At 69.4% G+C, this 20,200-nt stretch carries 23 protein-coding genes, 2 tRNA genes and 1 pseudogene; 1 reads left to right on the top strand and 25 read right to left on the bottom strand.

Translation table 11 applies throughout. The features are described from left to right. Positions 1 to 516: 516 nt before the first annotated feature. The 22 genes and pseudogenes from rpsE to VKV26_08365 form a co-directional block, all read right to left on the bottom strand. A pseudogene (gene rpsE / locus VKV26_08470) lies at positions 517 to 1,002 on the bottom strand (30S ribosomal protein S5). 72 nt (positions 1,003 to 1,074) lie between these two features. Continuing rightward, complete coding sequence (gene rplR, locus VKV26_08465; GenBank protein ID HLZ69925.1) at positions 1,075 to 1,440, bottom strand: 50S ribosomal protein L18; 366 nt, start codon at positions 1,438 to 1,440, stop codon at positions 1,075 to 1,077. 42 nt (positions 1,441 to 1,482) lie between these two features. After that, positions 1,483 to 2,037: a 50S ribosomal protein L6 gene (rplF, locus tag VKV26_08460; protein ID HLZ69924.1), complete on the bottom strand. Its 555-nt coding sequence runs from the start codon at positions 2,035 to 2,037 to the stop codon at positions 1,483 to 1,485. A 69-nt stretch (positions 2,038 to 2,106) separates the two neighbouring features. Then, positions 2,107 to 2,523: a 30S ribosomal protein S8 gene (rpsH, locus tag VKV26_08455; GenBank protein ID HLZ69923.1), complete on the bottom strand. Its 417-nt coding sequence runs from the start codon at positions 2,521 to 2,523 to the stop codon at positions 2,107 to 2,109. Between the two features lie 106 nt (positions 2,524 to 2,629). Further along, the gene (locus VKV26_08450; protein ID HLZ69922.1) at positions 2,630 to 2,815 is read right to left on the bottom strand and encodes a type Z 30S ribosomal protein S14; all 186 of its coding nucleotides are present in this window, start codon (positions 2,813 to 2,815) and stop codon (positions 2,630 to 2,632) included. Positions 2,816 to 2,844: 29 nt separating this feature from the next. Further along, positions 2,845 to 3,390 carry a 50S ribosomal protein L5 gene (gene rplE, locus VKV26_08445; GenBank protein HLZ69921.1) on the bottom strand — a complete coding sequence of 182 codons (546 nt, stop codon included), beginning with the start codon at positions 3,388 to 3,390 and terminating at the stop codon, positions 2,845 to 2,847. Next, complete coding sequence (rplX, locus tag VKV26_08440; protein HLZ69920.1) at positions 3,390 to 3,704, bottom strand: 50S ribosomal protein L24; 315 nt, start codon at positions 3,702 to 3,704, stop codon at positions 3,390 to 3,392. The genes rplE and rplX overlap by 1 nt, the downstream gene beginning before the upstream one ends. 34 nt (positions 3,705 to 3,738) lie before the next feature. After that, positions 3,739 to 4,107 (bottom strand): 50S ribosomal protein L14, encoded by a 369-nt coding sequence (gene rplN / locus VKV26_08435; GenBank protein ID HLZ69919.1) that lies wholly within the window; start codon positions 4,105 to 4,107, stop codon positions 3,739 to 3,741. 95 nt (positions 4,108 to 4,202) lie between these two features. Continuing rightward, positions 4,203 to 4,490, bottom strand: a complete 288-nt coding sequence (gene rpsQ / locus VKV26_08430; GenBank protein ID HLZ69918.1) for a 30S ribosomal protein S17 — start codon at positions 4,488 to 4,490, stop codon at positions 4,203 to 4,205. Between the two features lie 99 nt (positions 4,491 to 4,589). Then, a complete protein-coding gene (gene rpmC, locus VKV26_08425; GenBank protein ID HLZ69917.1) occupies positions 4,590 to 4,808 on the bottom strand; it encodes a 50S ribosomal protein L29 in 219 nt (72 codons plus the stop codon). A 35-nt stretch (positions 4,809 to 4,843) separates the two neighbouring features. After that, complete coding sequence (rplP, locus tag VKV26_08420; GenBank protein HLZ69916.1) at positions 4,844 to 5,263, bottom strand: 50S ribosomal protein L16; 420 nt, start codon at positions 5,261 to 5,263, stop codon at positions 4,844 to 4,846. Between the two features lie 87 nt (positions 5,264 to 5,350). Then, positions 5,351 to 6,418, bottom strand: coding sequence for a 30S ribosomal protein S3 (rpsC, locus tag VKV26_08415; protein HLZ69915.1), 1,068 nt, complete (start codon positions 6,416 to 6,418; stop codon positions 5,351 to 5,353). A gap of 44 nt (positions 6,419 to 6,462) precedes the next feature. Further along, a complete protein-coding gene (rplV, locus tag VKV26_08410; GenBank protein HLZ69914.1) occupies positions 6,463 to 6,795 on the bottom strand; it encodes a 50S ribosomal protein L22 in 333 nt (110 codons plus the stop codon). 42 nt (positions 6,796 to 6,837) lie between these two features. After that, positions 6,838 to 7,131, bottom strand: coding sequence for a 30S ribosomal protein S19 (gene rpsS / locus VKV26_08405; protein ID HLZ69913.1), 294 nt, complete (start codon positions 7,129 to 7,131; stop codon positions 6,838 to 6,840). Between the two features lie 15 nt (positions 7,132 to 7,146). Beyond that, the gene (gene rplB / locus VKV26_08400) at positions 7,147 to 7,974 is read right to left on the bottom strand and encodes a 50S ribosomal protein L2 (protein ID HLZ69912.1); all 828 of its coding nucleotides are present in this window, start codon (positions 7,972 to 7,974) and stop codon (positions 7,147 to 7,149) included. Positions 7,975 to 8,047: 73 nt separating this feature from the next. Next, positions 8,048 to 8,350 (bottom strand): 50S ribosomal protein L23, encoded by a 303-nt coding sequence (gene rplW / locus VKV26_08395; GenBank protein ID HLZ69911.1) that lies wholly within the window; start codon positions 8,348 to 8,350, stop codon positions 8,048 to 8,050. Continuing rightward, positions 8,350 to 9,027, bottom strand: a complete 678-nt coding sequence (gene rplD, locus VKV26_08390) for a 50S ribosomal protein L4 (GenBank protein HLZ69910.1) — start codon at positions 9,025 to 9,027, stop codon at positions 8,350 to 8,352. Before rplD ends, rplW begins: the two co-directional genes overlap by 1 nt. 1 nt (position 9,028) lies before the next feature. After that, on the bottom strand, positions 9,029 to 9,670 hold the full coding sequence (rplC, locus tag VKV26_08385) for a 50S ribosomal protein L3 (GenBank protein ID HLZ69909.1): 642 nt from the start codon (positions 9,668 to 9,670) through the stop codon (positions 9,029 to 9,031). Between the two features lie 60 nt (positions 9,671 to 9,730). After that, positions 9,731 to 10,039 (bottom strand): 30S ribosomal protein S10, encoded by a 309-nt coding sequence (gene rpsJ / locus VKV26_08380; protein ID HLZ69908.1) that lies wholly within the window; start codon positions 10,037 to 10,039, stop codon positions 9,731 to 9,733. Positions 10,040 to 10,042: 3 nt separating this feature from the next. Next, positions 10,043 to 11,242 carry an elongation factor Tu gene (gene tuf, locus VKV26_08375; protein ID HLZ69907.1) on the bottom strand — a complete coding sequence of 400 codons (1,200 nt, stop codon included), beginning with the start codon at positions 11,240 to 11,242 and terminating at the stop codon, positions 10,043 to 10,045. A gap of 85 nt (positions 11,243 to 11,327) precedes the next feature. Then, positions 11,328 to 11,403, bottom strand: a tRNA-Thr gene (locus tag VKV26_08370). Between the two features lie 97 nt (positions 11,404 to 11,500). Beyond that, positions 11,501 to 11,572, bottom strand: a tRNA-Thr gene (locus VKV26_08365). Between the two features lie 281 nt (positions 11,573 to 11,853). Here VKV26_08365 and upp point away from each other — a divergent pair. After that, positions 11,854 to 12,495, top strand: a complete 642-nt coding sequence (upp, locus tag VKV26_08360; GenBank protein ID HLZ69906.1) for a uracil phosphoribosyltransferase — start codon at positions 11,854 to 11,856, stop codon at positions 12,493 to 12,495. Positions 12,496 to 12,644: 149 nt separating this feature from the next. Here the strand turns inward: upp and VKV26_08355 are convergent, their stop codons facing one another. The 3 genes from VKV26_08355 to VKV26_08345 all read right to left on the bottom strand — a co-directional run bounded on the left by VKV26_08355 (position 12,645) and on the right by VKV26_08345 (position 19,811). After that, positions 12,645 to 16,124, bottom strand: coding sequence for an ATP-binding protein (locus VKV26_08355; protein HLZ69905.1), 3,480 nt, complete (start codon positions 16,122 to 16,124; stop codon positions 12,645 to 12,647). A gap of 316 nt (positions 16,125 to 16,440) precedes the next feature. Next, entirely contained in the window at positions 16,441 to 18,432 is a 1,992-nt protein-coding gene (locus VKV26_08350) for an APC family permease (GenBank protein HLZ69904.1), read from the bottom strand. Next, a complete protein-coding gene (locus tag VKV26_08345) occupies positions 18,429 to 19,811 on the bottom strand; it encodes a universal stress protein (protein ID HLZ69903.1) in 1,383 nt (460 codons plus the stop codon). Before VKV26_08345 ends, VKV26_08350 begins: the two co-directional genes overlap by 4 nt. Between the last annotated feature and the right edge of the window lie 389 nt (positions 19,812 to 20,200).

Genomic DNA, 20,200 nt, shown 5'->3' with positions numbered 1-20,200 from the left:
CCAGGTAATCCGTACTGTGCCCACCGGGCTTACTCCCGCTGTTATTCGCTGCCGTGCACGGCGCTACTCCGAGCCTTCAACCGGCTCGCCGCTCTCCGCCTCGGCACTGGAGATGGCCGGCGAATGCGCCACAGGTTCGGGCGCCGGCTCTGTCGGCGCGGATGTATCAGCGTGCGGCGCCGCGTGCTCCGCCTGCGGCTGCTCGGCGGCGTCCGGCGGCGTTGCGGCCTCGGCGGGTGGGATTGTGGTCTCGGCCTGCGGCGCGGTGACCGTGGCGGCGGGCGTCGCCGGCGTCACGGTCTCTTCAACAGGTGCGGGCGGGGCGCTGGCCTGCGGCCGCTCGAAGCGCTCGCCGCGGTCGGGCCGCGGGCCACGATCGCCGCGATCTCCGCGATCTCCCCGGTCGCCGTTGCGGTCGCCGCGGCGGCCGTTGCCGTCGCGATCGCGGTCGCGCGGCACGCGCACTACCGGCGGCTTGCCCTGGCGGATCACCTGTTCGACCGGCGCCGCGGCAGCCTCGGCGCGGATGCGACGGGCGTCCTCCGGATGGCGCAGCGCCGCCAGCCCCTGGACCGTGGCGCGCACGACGTTGATCGCGTTCGAGCTGCCCAGCGATTTCGCCAGCACGTCCTTAACGCCGGCGACCTCCATCACGGCGCGCACCCCACCGCCGGCGATCACGCCCGTGCCGGCCGAGGCCGGCTTCATCAGCACCTTGGCGGCGCCGAAGCGGGCGAGGATCGGGTGCGCGATCGTGGTGCCGTTCATCGGCACGCGAATCTGGTTTTTGCGCGCGATCGTGGCGCCCTTGCGGATCGCCTCCGGCACCTCGTTCGCCTTGCCCATGCCGGCGCCGACGCCGCCGCGCCCGTCGCCCACAACGACGAGGGCGCTGAAGCTGAAGCGCCGGCCGCCCTTGACGACTTTCGACACGCGGTTGATGTAGACGACCTTCTCGTTGAGGTCGGAGTCACGCGAACCGCCGCGCTCGCCTGTGGTCATAACCGCCCCTTCGTCTTTTGGACCGGGCAGACCGAGACGCGCGCTCCGCTTCTCCGCCTGCCTTCTCGTCGCTCAGAACTGCAAGCCGCCCTTGCGCGCGGCGTCGGCCAGCGCTTTCACGCGGCCATGATAGAGAAAGCCGCCGCGGTCGAACACGACCGCCGAGATGCCCGCCGACCTTGCCTTGCGCGCCAGCGCGGCGCCCACCAGCTCGGCGCGGGCCGCCTTCGCCTTGCCCTTCGCTTCGCCGGCCACGTCGGCGTCGCGGTCCGACGCGGCGACCAGCGTGTGGCCGCGCACGTCGTCGATCACCTGCGCGTAGATATGGTTCAGGCTGCGGAACACCGCCAGCCGCGGCCGCTCGCCGACGCCGCGCACGCGCCGGCGCACGCGGTAGTGGCGGCGGATGCGCTGCTCCCGGCCGGTTTTGACTGCCATCGCTTCATCCCCTCGCCCTCGCCCGCGAGCCGGGCGCCCAGCTTACTTTTTGCCGCCCTTGCCCTTGCCGGCCTTGCCCGCCTTGCGGCGCACGTTCTCGCCCTGGTAGCGGATGCCCTTGCCCTTGTACGGCTCCGGCTTGCGGATCGCGCGGATGTTCGCCGCCACCTGGCCGACCAGCTCCTTGTCGATCCCCTCGACACGGATGCGGTTGTTGCCCTCGATGCCGAAGCTGATGCCCTGCGGCGGCGTGATCTCGACCGGGTGCGAGAAGCCGAGCGCCAGCGTGATCACCTGCCCCTGCTGCGCCACACGGTAGCCGACGCCCTGGATCTCCAGGACTTTGGTGAAGCCCGTCGAGACGCCGGTGACCATGTTGGCGACGAGCGTGCGGCTGAGGCCGTGCAGGGCGCGGTGGCGCGGCTGGTCGTCCGGACGGGTGACCAGGATCGAACCGTCCTTCTGCTCGACGCCGATCTCCTCCGGCAGGTCGCGCTGCAGCTGGCCCTTCGGCCCTTTGACCGTGACGTGGTTGCCCTGCACCTGCACGGTGACGCCGCTGGCAACGGGGATCGGCTGGCGACCGATGCGTGACATACCAGAATCTCCTTCCAGATGGTTTCATCGCCGGCGCGCCGGCGATGAAACCACGGCGCCGCGTCTCCGCTACCAGACGTAGCAGAGCAGCTCGCCGCCGGTCTGCTTTCGCCAGGCCTGCTGGCCGGTCATGATCCCCTGCGGCGTGGAGAGGATGGCGATGCCCAGGCCGCCGTAGACGCGCGGGATTTCGCGCTTCTGCACGTAGACGCGCAGGCCGGGCTTGCTTACGCGCTGGATGCCGGTTAGCACCGGCTCGCGCTTGCCCGTGTAGTTGAGATGGACCTTCATCACCTTGTGCGGGCCGCGGCCGCGCTTGTCCTTCTCCTCCACCAGCTCGAAGTCGCGGATGTAGTGCTCGTCCTTCAGCACCTGCGCGAGCGCCGTCTTGACCCTGGAGGCGGGCATCGACGTCACGTCGTGCCGCGCCATCACGGCGTTGCGGATCCGCGTGAGCATATCGGCGATGGGGTCGGTCATGTTCATCGGGTCGGTTCCTCTCTCAACCGGGTCCGTGCAGGGGTCTCCGTCGTCTGCAGCAACGGACGCGCGCTGCGCGGGGCTGGCGGCCTGCTGCCGCCGACGTGCTCGGCTACCAGGACGATTTCATGACCCCCGGAATCTGCCCCTGGTGGGCGAGCGTGCGGAAGCAGATGCGGCACATGCCGAACTTGCGCATGTAGCCGCGCGGCCGGCCGCAGAGCTTGCAGCGGTTCTTCCGCCGCGTCGAGTACTTCGGCGTCCGCAACGACTTGACGATCTGACTGACCTTGGCCACGCTCGCTCTCCTGACGTTCCGTTACGGCCTTAACTCTTGCTGAAGGGCACGCCCAGCAGTTGCAGCAGGCGCCGGCCCTCTTCGTCGTTCCGCGCCGAGGTGACCATCGTCACCTCCATGCCGCGGATGCGGTCGATCTTGTCGTACTCGATCTCCGGGAAGATGAGCTGCTCGCGCAGGCCGAGGCTGTAGTTGCCGCGGCCGTCGAAGGCATTGCGCGGCGCCCCGGAGAAGTCGCGGATGCGCGGGAGCGCCACGTTCACCAGCCGGTCGAAGAACTCGTACATGCGCTCGCCGCGCAGCGTCACGGTCACGCCGATCGGGTTGCCGGCGCGCACCTTGAAATTGGCGATCGACTTCTTCGCGCGCGTGATCACCGGCTTCTGCCCGGTGATCACGGTCACATCGGCGGCGGCGTTGTCGAGCGCCTTGGCGTTCTGCAGCGCCTCGCCCATGCCGATGTTGACGACGATCTTCTTCAATCCCGGCACCTGCATGATGTTCCCGTAGGAGAACTCCTTCATCAGCGCCGGCACCACTTCGCTCTGGTAGCGTTCTTTGAGACGCGCGGCCATTAGTCAAAGTCCTCGTTGCACTTCTTGCAGTAGCGGCTCTTCTTGCCATCCGGCCGGAAGTGGATGCCCACCCGCGCCGGCTTGCCGCAGTTGCTGCACACCACCATCAGATTGGCGATCTGGATCGCCGCCTCGCGCTCGATGATGCCGGCGGGCTGCTGCGGCGACGTGGCGCGCTGGTGCTTTTTGATCATGTTTACGCCGGTGACGATCGCGCGGCCGTCCTTGGGCCGCACCTCGCGCACCTGGCCGGTCTTGCCCTTGTCCTTGCCGGCCATCACCAGCACGTTGTCGTTCTTCTTGAGCTTGTTCATACGGCTTGCCTGCCTGCGCTTACGCTCTCTACGGTTAGACGACTTCCGGGGCGAGCGACACGATCTTCATGAAGTTGCGCTCGCGCAGCTCGCGGGCCACGGGGCCGAAGATGCGCGTGCCGCGCGGATTCTGCTTGTCGGTCAGGATCACGGCGGCGTTCTCGTCGAAGCGGATGTAGGAGCCGTCCTTGCGCCCGTACGGCTTCGCCACACGCACCACGACGGCCTTGACCACGTCGCCCTTCTTGACGGCGGCGTTGGGCTGCGCTTGCTTGACGGAGGCGATGATCGTGTCGCCCACGCGTGCGTAGCGGCGGCGCGTGCCGCCCGGCACGAGGATGCACATGATCTCCTTCGCGCCGGAGTTGTCGGCCACCTTCAGCCGCGTGTACTGCTGGATCATTGCGTTTTCCTTCAAAGATGGGCACGTGGTGCCCATGGCAGCAAAGTTGGGCGCTACGTGCCCATGGCAGCCTCGCCCGCGCGGCGGGCCGGGATTTACTCGGCCTGCCGGCCTTCGAGCGAGGCGTCGATCGCCTGCGGCTGCAGCTCGGCCACGTTGCCGCGGGTGAGGATCTCGGCCACGCGCCAGCGCTTCTCTTTCGAGAGCGGGCGCGTCTCCACGATGCGCACCAGGTCGCCAAGCACGCAGGCGTTCGTCTCGTCGTGCGCCTTGTAGCGCTTGGTGCGGCGCAGCGTCTTCTTGTAGAGCCGGTGCCGCTTGAACGACTCGACCGCGACCACCACGGTCTTCTGCATCTTGGTGCTGACCACGGTGCCGGTCATGTTCTTGCGGTGCGGCTCGCGGCGCGCTTCCGGCGCAGCCTGTTCGCTGGTGTTGGCGTCTGTCGTCATCGTGCTGTCTCTCTATCTCTCCCGCCGCGCCTACGCCCGCTGCCCGGCCGCCGCGGCCAGCCGTCGCTCGGTTTGAATCGTCTTCAGCCGCGCCAGCTTCTTGCGTGCCAGCGGCAGCGAGTGGCTGTTCTCCAGTTGCCGCGTCGCCAGGCGGAAGCGCAGGTTGAACAGCTCGCGCTGCGTCTCGTTGACCTGGTGGCTGATCTCCTCGTCGCTCAGCGCGCGGATGTCCTCGGCCAGTTTGTTCATCGTCTCGTCCTCATCAACCTCCGCGCGGCGCCCGGCTAGACGGCCTCGTGCTCGCGCTGCACCAGGCGCGTCTGGATCGGCAGCTTGTACGAGGCCAGGTTCAGCGCCTCTTTCGCCAGCTCATCGCCGACGCCGCCGATCTCGAACAGCATCCGCCCCGGCTTGACCACGGCGACCCAGTGGTCCGGCGCGCCCTTGCCCGAACCCATGCGCGTCTCGGCGGGCTTCGCCGTCACGGGCTTGTCGGGGAAGATGCGAATCCAGACCTTGCCACCGCGCTTGATGTGGTGCGTGATCGCGCGGCGGGCCGCCTCGATCTGGCGCGAGTCGATCCAGGCGCTCTGCGTCGCCTGCAGGCCGAACTCGCCGAACGAGACCTCGGTGCCGGCGTTGGCCGGGCCACGCCGGTGGCCGCGGTGCTGCTTGCGCCACTTCACCCGTTTTGGCTGGAGCATCGTCGTTCCTCGGTTGCCGGGGCGACACGACAGTCGCGCCGCCGCACGGCGGGTTCTCCGCGCCCGCTGCCGGACGCTGGTCTTGGCTTACTCGCCGGGCGGATTCTCGCGCTCGGCCTCCAGGCTCTCGTCGGAAGCCGTCGGCTTCTCCTCGGGCGTCGTTTCCGGCGGCGCCGGCTCGCCTGCGGCCGGCGGCGCGCCCTGCTGCTGCACGGCCTCGGCGGCCTGGCGCTGCAGGCGGGCCATCTCCTCCTGCATGCGCCGCATCTCTTCCTGCATGCGCTGCAGTTCCGCCATCGGGTCGGCGGCCGGGGCGGCGGGTGCGGCTGTCACCGCTTCGGCCGGCGCCGGCGCGGCGGCAGGAGCAGGCTCGGGCGCGGCCGCAACTGCAGGAACCGGCGGCTGCACAGCCGGTTCCTGCGCGGCGACGGTCGCTGCTGCCGGCGGCTCCGGCGCTACGGCCGCGGCGGGCACGGCGGCGGCTTCGGCCGCGGCCATCTCCTCGGCTTCGGGCCGTTGCTGCTTCGGCTCAGGCAGGATCTCGCCCTTGTAGATCCAGACCTTGACGCCGATGCGGCCGAACGTCGTGTGCGCCTCGGCCAGGCCGTAGTCGATATCCGCGCGCAGCGTGTGCAGCGGCACGCGGCCGTCCTTCTCCGTCTCGCGGCGCGACATCTCGGCGCCGCCCAGCCGCCCGGCGACGATGACCTTGATGCCCTTGGCGCCGCGCTGCATGGTGCGCTGCACCGCCTGCTTCATGGCGCGGCGGAAGGCGATGCGCCGCTGCAACTGATCGGCGATGCTGCGCGCCACGAGATAGGCGTCCAGCTCGGGTACGCGGATCTCCTGGATGTTGACGCGCACGCGGCGGCCGGTGAGCTTGTCCAGCGTCTGGCGCAGCTCCTCGACCTTGGCGCCCTGGCGGCCGATGACGATGCCCGGCTTCGCCGTATGGATCGTGATCGTCACCTGGTTGGCGCTGCGGTCGATGTCGACGCGCGAGATCGAGGCATCGGCGAGCTGCGTCATGATCTTGCGGCGCACGGCCAGGTCCTCGTGCAGCAGGCGTGTATAGCCGCGATCCGAGTACCACTTGCTCTGCCAGCCGTAGATCACGCCGACGCGAAAGCCCGTCGGATGGATTTTGTGGCCCATGCGCCTGACCTCTCCCCTTGCCCGCCTCGCGGCGCCTCCGCCTGCTACGCTTCGTCCACGATCACGGTGATGTGCGCCGTGCGCTTCAAGATCGGGCTGACGCGGCCGCGCGAGCGCGGCTTGAAGCGCTTGAGCGTCGCGCCCTCGCCGGCGTAGGCCTCGACCACGCGCAGCGTGTCGCGGTCCATCGAGTAGTTGTTCTCCGCGTTCGCCGCGGCCGACTGCAAGACCTTGTCCACGACCTTGGCGATCGGCTTGCCCGAGTAGCGCAACGTGGTGCTCGCCTCGTCGATACCCTTGCCCGGCAGCTCGTCGAGCAGCAGCCGCACTTTGCGCGCCGAGACGCGGATGTTTCGTGCCGTTGCCTGTACGCGCATCGTCTCTTCCTGCTCTTTGTGACTTCCGGGTGACTTCCGGGCCTAGCGCTTGCCGGCGACGCGCGTGGTGCGCTCCGACTTGGCCACGTGGCCGCGGAAGTGCCGCGTGGGCGCGAACTCGCCGAGCTTGTGCCCGACCATGTTCTCGGTGATGTAGATCGGCACGTGCTTCTGGCCGTTGTGGATCGCGATCGTGAGGCCCACCATCTGCGGCATCACGGTCGAAGCGCGCGACCAGGTCTTGATCACGCTCTTCTGGCCGCTGCGCGTGATCGCATCGACCTTCTTGATCAGGCTCTCGTGAACGTACGGCCCCTTCTTCGTCGATCGGGACACAGGCCAGCCTCCCGCCTACTTCGTGCGCCGCCGCACGATCAGCTTGTCCGTCTGCTTGTTATTGCGCGTGCGCAGACCCAGCGCCGGCTTGCCCCAGGGCGTCTTCGGCCCCGGCAAGCCCACCGGCGACTTGCCCTCGCCGCCGCCGTGCGGATGGTCGCGCGGGTTCATCGCCGAGCCGCGCACCTGCGGCCGCCGGCCGCGGTGCGCCGTGCGCCCCGCCTTGCCCAGCTTGAGAATGTTGTGCTCCGGGTTGCCCACGGAGCCGATCGTCGCCATGCACTCGGAGAGCACGCGGCGCATCTCGCCGGAAGGCAGGCGCACGGTGCTGTAGGTGCCCTCTTTCGCCATCAGCTGCGCCGAGGCGCCGGCCGAGCGCACGATCTGCCCGCCGCGGCCCAGGTTCAGCTCGATGTTGTGAATCACCGTGCCGGTGGGGATCAGGCGGAGCGGCAGCGCGTTGCCGACGCGGATCTCCGAGCCAGCGCCGGCCTGCACCGTGTCGCCGACCTTCAGCCCCTGGGGCGCGAGAATGTAGCGCTTCTCGCCGTCGCGGTACTGGATCAGGGCGATACGGGCCGAGCGGTTCGGGTCGTACTCCAGCGCGACGACTTTGCCGGGCACGCCCTGCTTGCTACGCTTGAAGTCGATCAGGCGCAGCAGCCGCTTGTGGCCGCCGCCGCGCTGGCGCACGGTGATCTTGCCCTGGTTGTTGCGCCCGGCCTTGCTCTTGAGGGCGACGGTCAGCGACTTTTCCGGCCGCTTCTTCGTCAGCTCCTCGAAGGTGTAGCCCGAAGCGCCGCGCCGCCCGGGCGAGGTGGGCTTGAACTGCTTGATCGGCATGCCTGATTCCTCAAGACGGGCACTACATGCCCATCGCAGCAACTCGGCTCATCAGCGCCCGCGTCGCCGGCGCCTAGACGCCGGAGTAGACCTCGATCTTCTCGCCCGGCATCAGCGTGACGATCGCCTTCTTCCAGGAGCGGCCCGTGCTGGACAGCCGCTTGCGCCCGCGCCGCTTCGTCTTGCCATGCACGTTCAGCGTGTTGACGTCCTTCACCTTGACGCCGAAGGCCAGCTCGACGGCCGCCTTGATCTGGATCTTGTTCGCGTCGCTGCGCACCTCGAACGGGTACTTGTTCTCGGTGCTGAGCATCGTGCCCTTCTCGGTGATCAGCGGGCGCACGAGCACCGCGTAGGGGTTGATCTCCTTCGCCATCAGACCGGTCCTCCAGCGGCCGCGGCGGGCGCCGGCCGGCGATGATTCGCCCGCTCGCCGCCCCACAGCGCCTCGATGCGCCGCACCGAGTCCACGGTCAGCACCACCCGCCGGTGGCGCAGGATCTCGTACGTGTTGATGCGGTCGGCGGGCAAGTGCATCGCGCCCTCGATGTTGCGCGTGCTCATCAGCACGTTGCGGTCGGCGTCGGCCGTCACCAGCAGCGCCGTGCGCGTCGCGCCGGCCGCCTTCAGCGGGCCGGCCACGGCGCGCGTCCTGGGGCCGTCGAGCTTCAGCGCCTCGAGCACGACGATCTCGCCGTCCTTCGCCTTAGCGGAGAGCGCGCTGCGCAGCGCCTGCCGGCGCATGCGCTTGGGCATCTCCCGGCTGAAGTCGCGCGGCCTGGGACCGAAGACAATGCCGCCGTGGCGATGGTGCGGGGCGCGGATGCTGCCCTGGCGGGCGCGGCCGAGCCCCTTCTGCTTGCGGATCTTGACCGTGCTGCCCTCGACCTCGCCGCGCGTCTTGGTGTTGGCGTTGCCCACGCGGCGGTTGGCGAGCTGCGCCAGCACGGCCTGGTGCATCAGCGGCAGGTTGGGCCGCACGCCGAAGACGGCGTCGTCCACCACGATCGAGGAGACGCGCTCGCCGGCGCCGTTGATCACATCGAGCTGCATCTCAGCTTCCCTGCGCTTTCTTCGCCCGCCGGATGCGCACGAGGCCGTTGCGCCCGCCGGGCACCGCGCCGGCAAGCATGAGGATGCCGCGCGCCGGGTTCGACTCCACCACCAGCAGATTGCGCACGGTCACCTGCTTGTCGCCCATGTGCCCGGCCATGCGCAGCCCCTTGAGCACGCGCCCCGGCGTCGTGGTCGAGCCGACGGAGCCGGGGGCGCGATGCCGGTCCGACTGGCCGTGCGTCTTGGGGCCGCCGTGGAAGCCGTGCCGCTTCACGCCGCCCTGGAAGCCCTTGCCCTTGGAGACGGCGATCACGTCCACGCGGTCGCCCGGCTTGAAGATGTCGGTCGCCACCCGCTGGCCGACCTGCCAGGCGTCGATGTCGTCGACCTTGAACTCGCGCAGGTGGCGGAACTGGCCGCCGCTCGCCTTGAGATGGCCGCGCAGCGGCTGGTTCAGCTTGCTGTCCTTGATCGCGCCGTAGCCGAGCTGCACGGCGTTGTAGCCGTCCGTCTCCAGTGTCTTCACCTGGGTGACGAGGCACGGTCCCGCCTCGATCACGCTCACGCCGCGCACTTCGCCGTTGTCGTCGAAGCGCTGCAACATGCCGAGCTTCTTGCCGAGCAAACCTTCGATCGCCATCGTGTTCCCGTCCTCATCCGCCGCGCCGCCGGCAATGCAGCCGCACAGCGAATGCGAGCGCTAAAGTTTGATCTCGATATCCACGCCGGCCGGCAGTTGCAGGCGCATCAGCGTATCGACCGTCTTGTTCGTCGGCTCGACGATGTCGATCAGCCGCTTGTGCGTGCGCATCTCGAACTGCTCGCGCGAATCCTTGTCGATGAACGGCCCGCGATTGACCGTGTACTTCTGAATGCGCGTGGGCAGCGGGATTGGCCCGGCCACCGCGGCGCCGGTGCGCTCCGCCGCCTCGACGATCTGCTGAGCAGACTGATCGAGGATGCGGTGGTCGAACGCCTTGAGGCGGATGCGGATCTTCTGCCGTGCCATCGTCTACTCCGCGACCTGGGTGATGACGCCGGCGCCGACGGTGCGGCCGCCCTCGCGGATGGCGAAGTGCAAGCCCTCTTCGATCGCCACCGGCTGAATCAGCTCCACCTGCATCTGGATGTTGTCGCCGGGCATCACCATCTCGATGCCCTCGGCGAAGCCGATGTTGCCGGTCACATCGGTGGTGCGGATGTAGAACTGCGGCCGGTAGCCCTTGAAGAAGGGCGTGTGCCGGCCGCCCTCCTCCTTGCTCAGGACATAGACCTCGGCGGCGAAGCGCGTGTGCGGGCGGATGGAGCCCGGCTTGGCCAGCACCTGCCCCCGCTCCACCTCGGTGCGCTCAATCCCCCGCAACAGGCAGCCGGCGTTGTCGCCCGCCTCCCCCTGGTCCAGCGTCTTCTTGAACATCTCCACGCCGGTGACGATGCTCTTGCGCGTCTCGTGCAAGCCCACGATCTCGATCTCGTCGCCGACTTTGACCAGCCCGCGCTCGATCCGCCCCGTGACCACGGTGCCGCGCCCCTTGATCCCGAACACGTCCTCCACCGGCATCAGGAACGGCTTGTCCGTGGGCCGCACCGGCGTGGGCACGTAGTCGTCCACCGCCGCCATCAGCGAAAGGATGCTGGCATACTCCGGGGCGCCGGGGTCCTGGCTCGTGCTCTCCAGCGCCGCCAGGGCGCTGCCGCGGATGATGGGCAACTCGTCGCCGGGGAAGCCGTTCTTACTCAAGAGCTCGCGCAGCTCCAGCTCCACCAGGTCCAAGAGCTCGGGGTCGTCCATCTGGTCGACCTTGTTCAGGTAGACGACGATGCTGGGGACTTCGACCTGCTTGGCCAACAAGATGTGCTCGCGCGTCTGCGGCATCGGCCCTTCCGGCGCCGCCACGACGAGGATGGCGCCGTCCATCTGCGCCGCACCGGTGATCATGTTCTTGATGTAGTCGGCGTGGCCGGGGCAGTCGACGTGGGCATAATGCCGCTTGTCCGTCTCGTACTCCACGTGGGCGATGGCGATGGTGATGCCGCGCGCCCGCTCCTCGGGCGCGTTGTCGATCGAGTCGAAGCTGCGGAACTGCGCCTCGCCTCGGAGCGCCAGCACCTTGGTGATCGCCGCCGTCAGCGTCGTCTTGCCGTGGTCCACATGCCCGATCGTGCCCACGTTCACATGCGGCTTCGTCCGCGCAAATTTCGCTTTCGCCATGACTTGAATGTCCTCCTCACCGAACGGCGGCATTCGGTGCCGATGCAGATAATGTCGCAGAGCATAGCGCCACGCCGGAACGCGCTGGAGCCCTCATCCAGATTCGAACTGGAGACCTCGTTCTTACCAAGAACGCGCTCTGCCGGCTGAGCTATGAGGGCGGTCGCGGGCGTCGAACAGCAGGTGTGAGGGTGCCGTGGGCGGTGCGGGCAGCGGCTGGCTCCCCGGTTCGCGCTGCGCCGCGGTGCTGCGGTTCGGAGCCCGAGAGGGGATTCGAACCCCTAACCTACCGATTACAAATCGGTTGCGCTGCCGTTGCGCCACCCGGGCCAGGACCTGAGCGGGTTCCGGCCGCCGGACCGCTCAAGTCTTCGCCGCGAGCGCCCGGCAGCGACCGCACCCTCGCAGCTTGCCCGTCGTCACGGATGCTTCGCCTCACGGCTTACACCATAAAAACAGGCAAGCTACCGCACACTGCTGCGCGCGCTTCGGCGGTAAGAGTATCAACGGCCCCGCCTTGAGTCAAGGAGACTTGCACTGAAAAGCACGGCCAACCACCCGTATAATCGCTCCGCGCCGTACGTTGACGAGCGGCGCCCCGGAGCTCGCGCATGCCTGACGCCTCCCTTGCCGGCGTGTTCGCCTCGACCCACCCGCTGGTGCGCGACAAGCTGACCACGCTGCGCCGCAAAGAGACCGAGCCGAAGCTGTTCCGCGAGTTGATCCGCGAGCTGTCCTGGCTCCTGGCCTACGAGGCGCTGGCCGACGCCCGCCTCCATGATGTGCGGATCGTCACGCCGATGCAGCCCGCCACCGGCCAGCAACTTGCCGATCGCATCGGCCTCGTGCCCATCCTGCGCGCCGGCATCAGCATGGCCGACGGCGTGCTGCAGATGGTGCCGCTGGCGCAGGTCTGGCACCTGGGTATGTACCGTGACCATGCGACGTTGCAGCCCGTGGCGTACTACAACCGGCTGCCGCGCCCGCCGCAGTTCGACCTGGCGCTGGTGCTGGATCCGATGCTGGCCACCGGCGGCTCGGCCGTGGCGGCGATCGGCGTGCTGCGCGAGGCGGGCATCGCGCGGATCAAGTTCATCGGCCTGATCGCCGCGCCCGAAGGCGTGGCCGCGGTGCAGCGCGCCTTTCCCGACGTGCCCATCCACCTGGCCGCGATCGACGACCGCCTCGATGAGCACAGCTATATCCTGCCCGGCCTGGGCGACGCCGGCGACCGCCAGTTCTTCACCGTGTAGGGGATAGGGAGGAATAGGGAATGGAAGACCGGGCGTTCCACGCCCGGAACGGTTCGCCCGACGCCATCCGAGCCCGGCAGTACCGGATCGTCCCTCTCCTGGGAATGGGAGAGGGGTACGTGAAGTGACGTGAGGGCCGGGCGCGGCGCTTACTCCTCCCGCGGCAGGCGCACGGTGAAGGTCGAGCCTTCACCTTCGCGGCTCTCCACCTCGATCGTGCCGCCGTGCAGCTCCACGATCTGCTTCGCGCCGGCGAGGCCGATGCCGGCGCCAGCGACATGGCCGCTGACGTTGCTGCCACGGTAGAAGCGGTCGAACACGTGCGGGAGTTCGGCCCGCGGGATGCCGGCGCCCTGATCGCTCACCCGCAGCACCGCCCAGCCGGCTCCCTGACGATCCTCCGTGCCGACGCTCACGCCGATCGTGCCGCCGTCCGGACTGTATTTGACCGCGTTGCTGAGCATATTGGTGATCACGCGTTCGATCCGCGGCCGGTCCCACCGTCCGACGACCGCATCCGTCTGCGCCGCGACGGTGAGCGTATGACGGCGTGCCGTCTGCTGGATCTCGGCCACGCAATGCCGCGCCGCCACCACGAGGTCGAAGGTCGAGCGATCCAGCTCGGGCGGCTGCCCGCTCTGCAGCCGCGCGAGATCCACCAACTCGGATACCATCGCCAGCATGCGCGCCCCGGCGCCCGCGATGATGCCCAGGCCTTGCCGCAGCGGGCCGCTCTCCACCGTATCGGCGCTCTGCGCCCGGCGTTCGAGCAGTTGCACCACGCCGGTGATGCTCGTCAGCGGCGACTTCAGATCGTGAGTGATCGCGGCGATGAAGGCGTCGCGCTCGCCGAGGGCAGCCTTCGTTTCACGGAGCAGCCGGGCATTCGCTTCGGCAAGCCGCTCGGTCTCCTGGCGCGCCCGCACTTGCTGCGTCACTTCTACGGCGTGGACGAAGATGCCGTCGACGCGGCCATCCTCGCCGTGGGTGGGCTGATAGATGAAGTCGAAGTACGCCTGCTCCAGGGCGCCGGTGCCGTTGCGGTCGAGCAGCACGAGTTGCTCGGCGCCGTAGGCCGGCTGGCCGCTGGCGAAGACCCGGTCCAGCAGTTTCAGGAAGCCCTGTGCGGCGATCTCGGGCAAGGCCTCGCGCACGCTGAGGCCGATGGGGTTGCGCTTGCCGACGACCTGCCAGTAGCGCGGGTTGGCGAAGACGAAACGGTGCTCTGGCCCCTGCAGGAGGCAGATGATCGCCGGCGCCTCGATGAAGAGGTCGAACAGCCGTTGACGCTCGCCTTCGGCAGCCTCGCGCGCCTGCTCGGCTTCGCGCCGCAGCGCCTGCTCGCGTCGCGCCGCCTCCGCCCGCAGCCGCGCCAGTTCGAGGTGCGCGCTCACGCGCGCCAGCAGCTCGCGTGCGGAGAACGGCTTGACCAGATAGTCATCGGCGCCGGCCCGAAGACCCTCGACGCTGGCCTCTTCGCCGGCCCGCGCCGAGAGCAGCAGCACCGGCGCCTGCCGCGTCGCCTCATCCGTGCGCAGCGCGCGCAGCAGAGCGAAGCCGTCCATGCCCGGCATCATCACGTCGGCCAGCACCAGATCCGGGGTCTGCCGCCGCGCGGCGGCGAGCGCGGCCGCGCCGTCGGCCACGGCCTCCACGCGCCAGCGCCGGCCGAGCAGGCGCTGCAGATAGGCGCGCATGTCGGCGTTGTCGTCGGCGATCAAGATTCGCGCCGCGTGCACGGCTGGGACGGCGGGAGGCGCCGCCTGCCAGGGCAGGCTCTCGCTTTCCGGCGCCGGCGCCGGGTTCGAGTCGGTGTCGTCCGGCAGCCAGCGCAGCGCCTCCTCCACGAAGGGCGCGGCGCCGATCGCGGTCGAGGCCGCGCCGCGCGGCGCCTCGATGCGATCGGATGGGAGGTGGGCGCTGCCGGCCGGCACCGAGATTCTGAACGCCGTCCCCTTGCCCGGCGTGCTCTCCACCGTGACCGTGCCGCCGTGCAACCGTACCAGCTCCTGCACCAGCGCCAGGCCGATGCCCGTGCCCTCTGCACTGCGGCCGCGCGTGCCCTGTATGCGGTGGAAGCGCTCGAACAGACGGGGCAGTTCGTCGGCGGGGATGCCGACGCCGGTGTCGCGCACCGTCAGCGTCGCGTGGTCGCCCTGCCAGGCCAGGCGCACGTCGATCTCGCCCGCAAACGTGAACTTCAGCGCGTTGGATAGCAGATTGAGGACGATCTTCTCCCACAGCTCGCGGTCGACGTAAACCGGCTGCGGCAGCGGCGGGCAATCGATGTTCAGCCGCAGCCCCGCGCGCTCCACCGCCGAGCGAAAGACGCTGGCCAGGTCTGCGCTGAGCGCCGCGAGGTCGGTGGGCTCAAACACCGCCTGCATGCGCCCCGCCTCGATGCGCGAGAAGTCCAGCAGCGTGTTCACCAGCCGCAGCAGCCGGCCGGCATTACGCTGTGCCAGGAGAAGCTGCTCACGCGCCGCGGACGGCAGCTCACCCGCCGTTCCCGCCAGCAGATCCTGCAGCGGACCCAGCAGCAGGGTGAGCGGCGTGCGGAACTCGTGGCTGACGTTGGAGAAGAAGACCGTCTTGGCGCGGTCCAGCTCGGCCAGCGCCTCGGCGCGTCCCCGTTCCTCTTCGTAGGCGCGGGCGTTGGCGATGGCGCTGGTAATCTGTCCCGCCAGCAGGTCCATGAAGTCGCGGTAGGGCTGATCGAGCGCCAGGCGCGGGCTGACGCCCGCCACCACCACCCCAACCGCCCGGCCCTGGCCCGGCCGCGCCAGGGGCAGGAGCACCGCGCTCTGCGGCGCGGCCGTCCACGGCGGCGCATCCCAGGGCGGAGCCGCAGCGACCGGCAGCACGCCGAAGCGCCTGGCGAGATCGAGCAGGGTGATCGTCTGGCCGCTCTCAACCACGCTGCCGAGTGGCCAGCAGCCGTTGGAGGCTTGATCGACCGTTGCGGCGAGCGAGGCGGTCTCCGGCGATGCGGGCAGGCCCGCGGGCAGCCCCGAAACGCCCGCCAGCCGGGCGTTCCTCCCTTCGGCGTCCAGCAGGTACAGCAGCGCAAACGGCAGATCGGCCTGCGCCGTCGCCAGCGTGGCGGCCGCGATGCGGCAAGCCTCTTCCGCCGTGCGTGCCTCGGCCGTGCCCGCCGCCAGGTCGCGCAGGATGCCGAGGCGCCGCTCGCCGAGCACCTGCGTGGTCATCTCCTGGCAGGTCACCAGCACGCCGGCGACGCTGCCCGTCTCGTCGCGAATCGGACTGTAGGAGTGGTCGAAGTGGGTCTCCTCCAAGAAGCCGAAGCGGTCCAGGGGCACCAGCAGGTTCCCGTTTGACACGGCCACACCGGAGTCCATCACGCCGTGCATCAGCGGACCGATCAAGCCGTAGGCCTCGGGCCAGGTCTCGGCAGCGGGCGCACCCAGGGCCGAGGGGTGCTTCGAGGCGCCAAGGATCGGGCGAAGGGCGTCGTTGTAGAACTGGATCAGATCCTGGCCCCACGCCACCATCATCGGGTAGCGCGATTCCAGGATCAGGGTGACGGCGCTGCGCAGGCTCTGCGGCCACTGCTCGCGCGGGCCGAGCGGCGTTGCCGCCCAGTCCATCGCCTCCATCAGCGTGGCCACCGCGGCCTCGCCGGGGACGCTGGACAGAGCCGCCGTTTCACCGGGTGGCGGCATAGGAGACGGCTTTCTTCATACGTGCGCTTGCTTGATTCAACACTATACCGTGGCGGCGGCGGCGCGGCACAGGCCGTTGTGCGGGCGCGCCAACGCCAACCCGCACCGCGGCGCTTACGGCGCGAAGATCCGGCGACAGGGTAGAGACCGCTTCACAATAGTGTCGAGAATCCCAGGCGTTCAGGTATGCGGATGCCAAGCAACCAGCGGCGGCGCCTGCGGACGGCTCAAGCCGGCCACGTCGCTCGCTGATCCCGCCGGCTCACGCCGCCTTGCGCAGCACGTAGCGGTGGTTGGTCACGGTCACGCGGCTCTGGCCCAAAAACGCCAGCTTGAGGCGCGAGCCGGTGAGGTGGTGCAGCCCGCGCGCCGCCAGCCACGTCCACAACGAGCCGCCGCTGGACCACTCGGGAATCAGCACGTCCACGCGGATCTCGGGATCGGCCGCCAGCACGCCGCGCACGTAGCTCACCAGGTCGCCGACCACATCGCCACCGCCGAAGGCGCTCGGCAGCACGACCAGCGGCACGCCGCGCTCTTCCAGATGCTGTTCTTCCCATTGATGCGCCAGATCGGCCGCGTCGTGCTCGTTCGTCTCCACGTGGATCGCCTGGCGCACCAGGCCCGACCCGCCCGCCTGCAGCACATCGCGCAACGCCGGCAGCGTGTGGCGCGAGAGGTCGTTCACTGCCAGCAGCATCAGCTTGCGCGAGGGGAGGTTCAGGAATTTGTCCGCCTCTTCGGGGGCCACCGCCAGTTCGTCTTTCACCGCTTTGTAGTGGTGATGGATGCGGAAGAAGATGAAGGTGAGCACCGGCACGAGCACGATCACGATCCAGGCGCCCTCGCTGAACTTGGCGAAGCCGAAGATCACCGTCACCGTCGCGGTCATGGCGCAGCCGAAGCCGTTGAGCGCCTGCTTCAGCCGCCAGTGGCGGTCGTGGCGCAGCGTCGTCACCAGTACGCCCTCGGGCGAGTAGCTGGGGACCTCCTCGCCCGGCCGCAGCTTCGCCGTCTTCTCCCAGCGCACGACCATGCCCGCCTGGCTGATCGTGAAGGAGAGAAACACGCCGATCGCGTAGAGCGGGATCAGCAGGTCGACGTCGGCGTGAAAGACCGCAATCAGCAGGCCCGAGGCGAGCGAAAGCACACTGATGCCGATGCCGTACACCAGCCGGTTGTCGCGGTCGGTGAGCCAGCGCGGCAGGAAGCCGTCGCCCGCGTGCAGCGCCGCCAGCCGGGGGAAATCGGCGAACGAGGTGTTCGCCGCCATCACGAGAATGGCCGCGGTGCCGAAGATCACCGCCACGTAGAGGGGCGAGGTGGAACTGAACACGGTGCGGCCGAGCTGCGAGATCACCGTCTCGCTCGTGCTGGCCTGCGCGTGCGTCGCCAGCGCCAGCTTTGTGATGCCCAGGAACATCACGCCGAGCAGCGCGCACATCCAGGCCATCGTCGTGGCGGCATTGCGCGACTTCGGCTCTTTGAACGCCGTGATGCCGTTGCTGATCGCCTCGACGCCGGTCACGGCCGCGCTGCCGCTGGCGAAGGCGCGCAGCAGCAGGAAGAGCGTCAGGCTGCGGTCGGCCTTCACGATGCCGGAGACGGTGCCGGGATCGACGCTGTGCAGAGTGCCCGTCAGGTACTTGACGAAGCCGGCGCCCAGCATGGCGAACATGCTGGCGAGAAAGAAATAGGTCGGCACGGCGAAGGCGCGGCCCGATTCCTTCACACCGCGCTTGTTCATGTACCACATGAAGCACAGCACGACGAGTGAGACAACGGTGCGCGCCGGCGCGTCCCAGGCCGGCGCACCGGGGAAGAACTGGTGCACGCCGCTGGCGAAGTTCGCCACACCGGCGGCGACGCTGACTGAGACGGTCAGCACGTAGTCGATCAGCAGAGCGCAGCCGGCCACCTGGGCGATCCCTTCGCCCAGGTTGTCGCGGGCGACGATGTAGGCGCCGCCGCCGTTGGGATAGGCGAAGATCGTCTGCCGGTAGCTGAACAGCAGCACGACCAGCAGCACGGTGATGATGCCGGCGATCCAGATGCTGTCCGAGAAGTAGGCGACGCCGGCCAGAGCCAGCACCTTCAGGATCTCCTCCGTGGCGTAGGCGACGGAGGAGAGCGCGTCGCTGGCGAAGACCGGCAGCGCGTACTTCTTGGCGAGCACCTGGTGCGGCAGATCGGCGCGGCGCAGCGGTCGGCCGAAGGGATGGCGGAAGGGGCGACGCATGAGGCGCACGCTCATCTGCCGGTTCTCCGGTCGATCAGCACTTCGCAGGGGGCGCGGCGCAGCACCTCTTCTGCCGTCTTACTAATGCGGTCTTCTTCGCCCAGCGCCAGGTCGGAGAGCGCCATCACGATCAGGTCGGCCCGCTCTTCGCCGGCGAGACGCACGATGCTGCCCGCCGCCGAGCGCTCCTGCAAGAGGCGGGTGCGGCAGGGCAGGCCGTGCTCGGCGGCGATCACCTGGCCCAGCGTCAGCGCCCGCTCGCCGCGGCGCGTGGCCTCGGGCAGGTGGTGGTCGAGCGGCAGGACATGCGGCACGCCGACGACGTGCACGAGCACGATCTCGGCCTTCTGCGCCTCGCCCAGGCGGCAGGCCAGCTCGACCGCGCGGCCGGAAGCCACGTTCGGTTCAACCGGCACAATGATGCGGCGCAAGGCGCCCACGGAGCGGCGGCTGTCGCTCAGCGTGTCGCTGAGCACGACGGGCAAGCGGCTGCCCAGCGGACCAAGCTCGGCGCCGACGACCGTGAGGAAGGCGTGCATGGCGCCGAGTGTCTCGCCCGCGTTCTCGGGCCGTACCAGGCGGGCGCCGGGCAGCAGGGCCGCGCTCGCCTCGGCCCAACGTTGCATCGCCGGCCGTCGCTTCGGTGCGATGACCAGTGCCGGCGCCTTCAGGCCCGGCAACAGCTCGGCCAAACCGGCGGCGCGGAAGAGCGCCTCCTGCGCGGCGAGCGCCGCCGGCGTGACCGTGGGCTGCCACTCGTGCGTCAGCTCGGCCGCGTCGTGTTCATTGATGCCGAGCGCGGCCATCACCGCCAGCGGATCGCCGAGCGGCGCCTCGGCGCCGCGCGCGAACCAGGCGTTGAGGTCGTCGACGCACACCGCGGAGGTGTCGCCCGGCTCACCGGCGAAGGCGAGCGGCACGCGGTTGAAGATCAGGCCGAGCACGCGGCCGGGCTGCTGCGCCGCGGCGTGCGCGATCGTGTGCCCCGCGTCGAACACGCCGTAGAGCACGGCGCGCTCCACGCCCGCGGCGTCGGCCACGGCCCACAGGTCACTCGCACGGCGCTCCCAGCTCTGCGGAGCGTCGTCGGGCGAGCCACCCGCGCCGCGCTGGTCGTAGAGCAGGAGCTGGTGCCCGGCGCCGGCTGCGTTGAGAAAGGCCCGCTGGCCGAACGCGCGTTCGAGACCGGCGAGCGTTGTGCCCTGGCTCAAGGGGCTGATCATCGCGATGCCGTGGCCGCTGCGCTCGGCGAGGCGCAAGGAGACGCCGTCAGCCCCGGCAGCGGCGCGATAGCGGAAGGCCGCAAACCCCGGATAGACGGGGGCATCGAACGCATCGAGCGTGGCGGTCTGTGCTTCGGCCACCGTTGAGGGGTGAACGTCGATCGCGGCCATCAGTTCGGCGCCTCCGTCGGTGCCGGCGCAGGTATCGACCCATTGGCCTGCACCGCGGGCGAACCCACGCCGGGCTGGCGGCGGATGTACCAGCCGCTGCGCCGTCCGGCCACCAGCTCGCCGCCGCAACGTGGCGACCTCGCGAACGGCTCCGGCCGCCATGCCTGGTTTGTCCGTGGGCTGTCCTCAAAAGCGCCGCAACGTGGCGACCTCGCGAACGGCTCCGGCCGCGCCGCCGGCCGGGCCAACCCCTTCGACGTCATCTCCGCGCCTCCCGCCAGTCCCGGACGCTCCGATCGCACGGCCGCACGGCCACAGGGCCGCCGGTCCCAGCTCACGCTAGCCGCGCGGGCGCAAAGGCACGGCAAGGATTGTGACGAGACGCATAA

This window comes from Dehalococcoidia bacterium, from assembly GCA_035310145.1.
In the GTDB taxonomy this organism is placed as follows: domain Bacteria; phylum Chloroflexota; class Dehalococcoidia; order CAUJGQ01; family CAUJGQ01; genus CALFMN01.
The sequence above is the reverse complement of the archived record's forward strand: the minus strand, read 5'-3'. Positions and strand labels throughout refer to the sequence as shown.

Bases quoted from the DNA above. Each gene is read 5' to 3' on its own strand.
- VKV26_08350 (HLZ69904.1), bottom strand. From the start codon at position 18,432: ATGAGCGTGCGCCTCATGCGTCGCCCCTTCCGCCATCCCTTCGGCCGA.
- rplR (HLZ69925.1), bottom strand. From the start codon at position 1,440: ATGGCAGTCAAAACCGGCCGGGAGCAGCGCATCCGCCGCCACTACCGC.
- rplX (HLZ69920.1), bottom strand. From the start codon at position 3,704: ATGAACAAGCTCAAGAAGAACGACAACGTGCTGGTGATGGCCGGCAAG.
- rplP (HLZ69916.1), bottom strand. From the start codon at position 5,263: ATGCTCCAGCCAAAACGGGTGAAGTGGCGCAAGCAGCACCGCGGCCAC.
- VKV26_08345 (HLZ69903.1), bottom strand. From the start codon at position 19,811: ATGGCCGCGATCGACGTTCACCCCTCAACGGTGGCCGAAGCACAGACC.
- rpsQ (HLZ69918.1), bottom strand. From the start codon at position 4,490: ATGACCGGCACCGTGGTCAGCACCAAGATGCAGAAGACCGTGGTGGTC.
- rplW (HLZ69911.1), bottom strand. From the start codon at position 8,350: ATGGCGAAGGAGATCAACCCCTACGCGGTGCTCGTGCGCCCGCTGATC.
- rplF (HLZ69924.1), bottom strand. From the start codon at position 2,037: ATGTCACGCATCGGTCGCCAGCCGATCCCCGTTGCCAGCGGCGTCACC.
- rplV (HLZ69914.1), bottom strand. From the start codon at position 6,795: ATGCGCGTACAGGCAACGGCACGAAACATCCGCGTCTCGGCGCGCAAA.
- rplD (HLZ69910.1), bottom strand. From the start codon at position 9,027: ATGCAGCTCGATGTGATCAACGGCGCCGGCGAGCGCGTCTCCTCGATC.
- upp (HLZ69906.1), top strand. From the start codon at position 11,854: ATGCCTGACGCCTCCCTTGCCGGCGTGTTCGCCTCGACCCACCCGCTG.
- rpsJ (HLZ69908.1), bottom strand. From the start codon at position 10,039: ATGGCACGGCAGAAGATCCGCATCCGCCTCAAGGCGTTCGACCACCGC.
- rpsC (HLZ69915.1), bottom strand. From the start codon at position 6,418: ATGGGCCACAAAATCCATCCGACGGGCTTTCGCGTCGGCGTGATCTAC.
- rpmC (HLZ69917.1), bottom strand. From the start codon at position 4,808: ATGAACAAACTGGCCGAGGACATCCGCGCGCTGAGCGACGAGGAGATC.
- rpsH (HLZ69923.1), bottom strand. From the start codon at position 2,523: ATGAACATGACCGACCCCATCGCCGATATGCTCACGCGGATCCGCAAC.
- rplB (HLZ69912.1), bottom strand. From the start codon at position 7,974: ATGCCGATCAAGCAGTTCAAGCCCACCTCGCCCGGGCGGCGCGGCGCT.
- rplE (HLZ69921.1), bottom strand. From the start codon at position 3,390: ATGGCCGCGCGTCTCAAAGAACGCTACCAGAGCGAAGTGGTGCCGGCG.
- tuf (HLZ69907.1), bottom strand. From the start codon at position 11,242: ATGGCGAAAGCGAAATTTGCGCGGACGAAGCCGCATGTGAACGTGGGC.
- rplC (HLZ69909.1), bottom strand. From the start codon at position 9,670: ATGGCGATCGAAGGTTTGCTCGGCAAGAAGCTCGGCATGTTGCAGCGC.
- rplN (HLZ69919.1), bottom strand. From the start codon at position 4,107: ATGATCCAGCAGTACACGCGGCTGAAGGTGGCCGACAACTCCGGCGCG.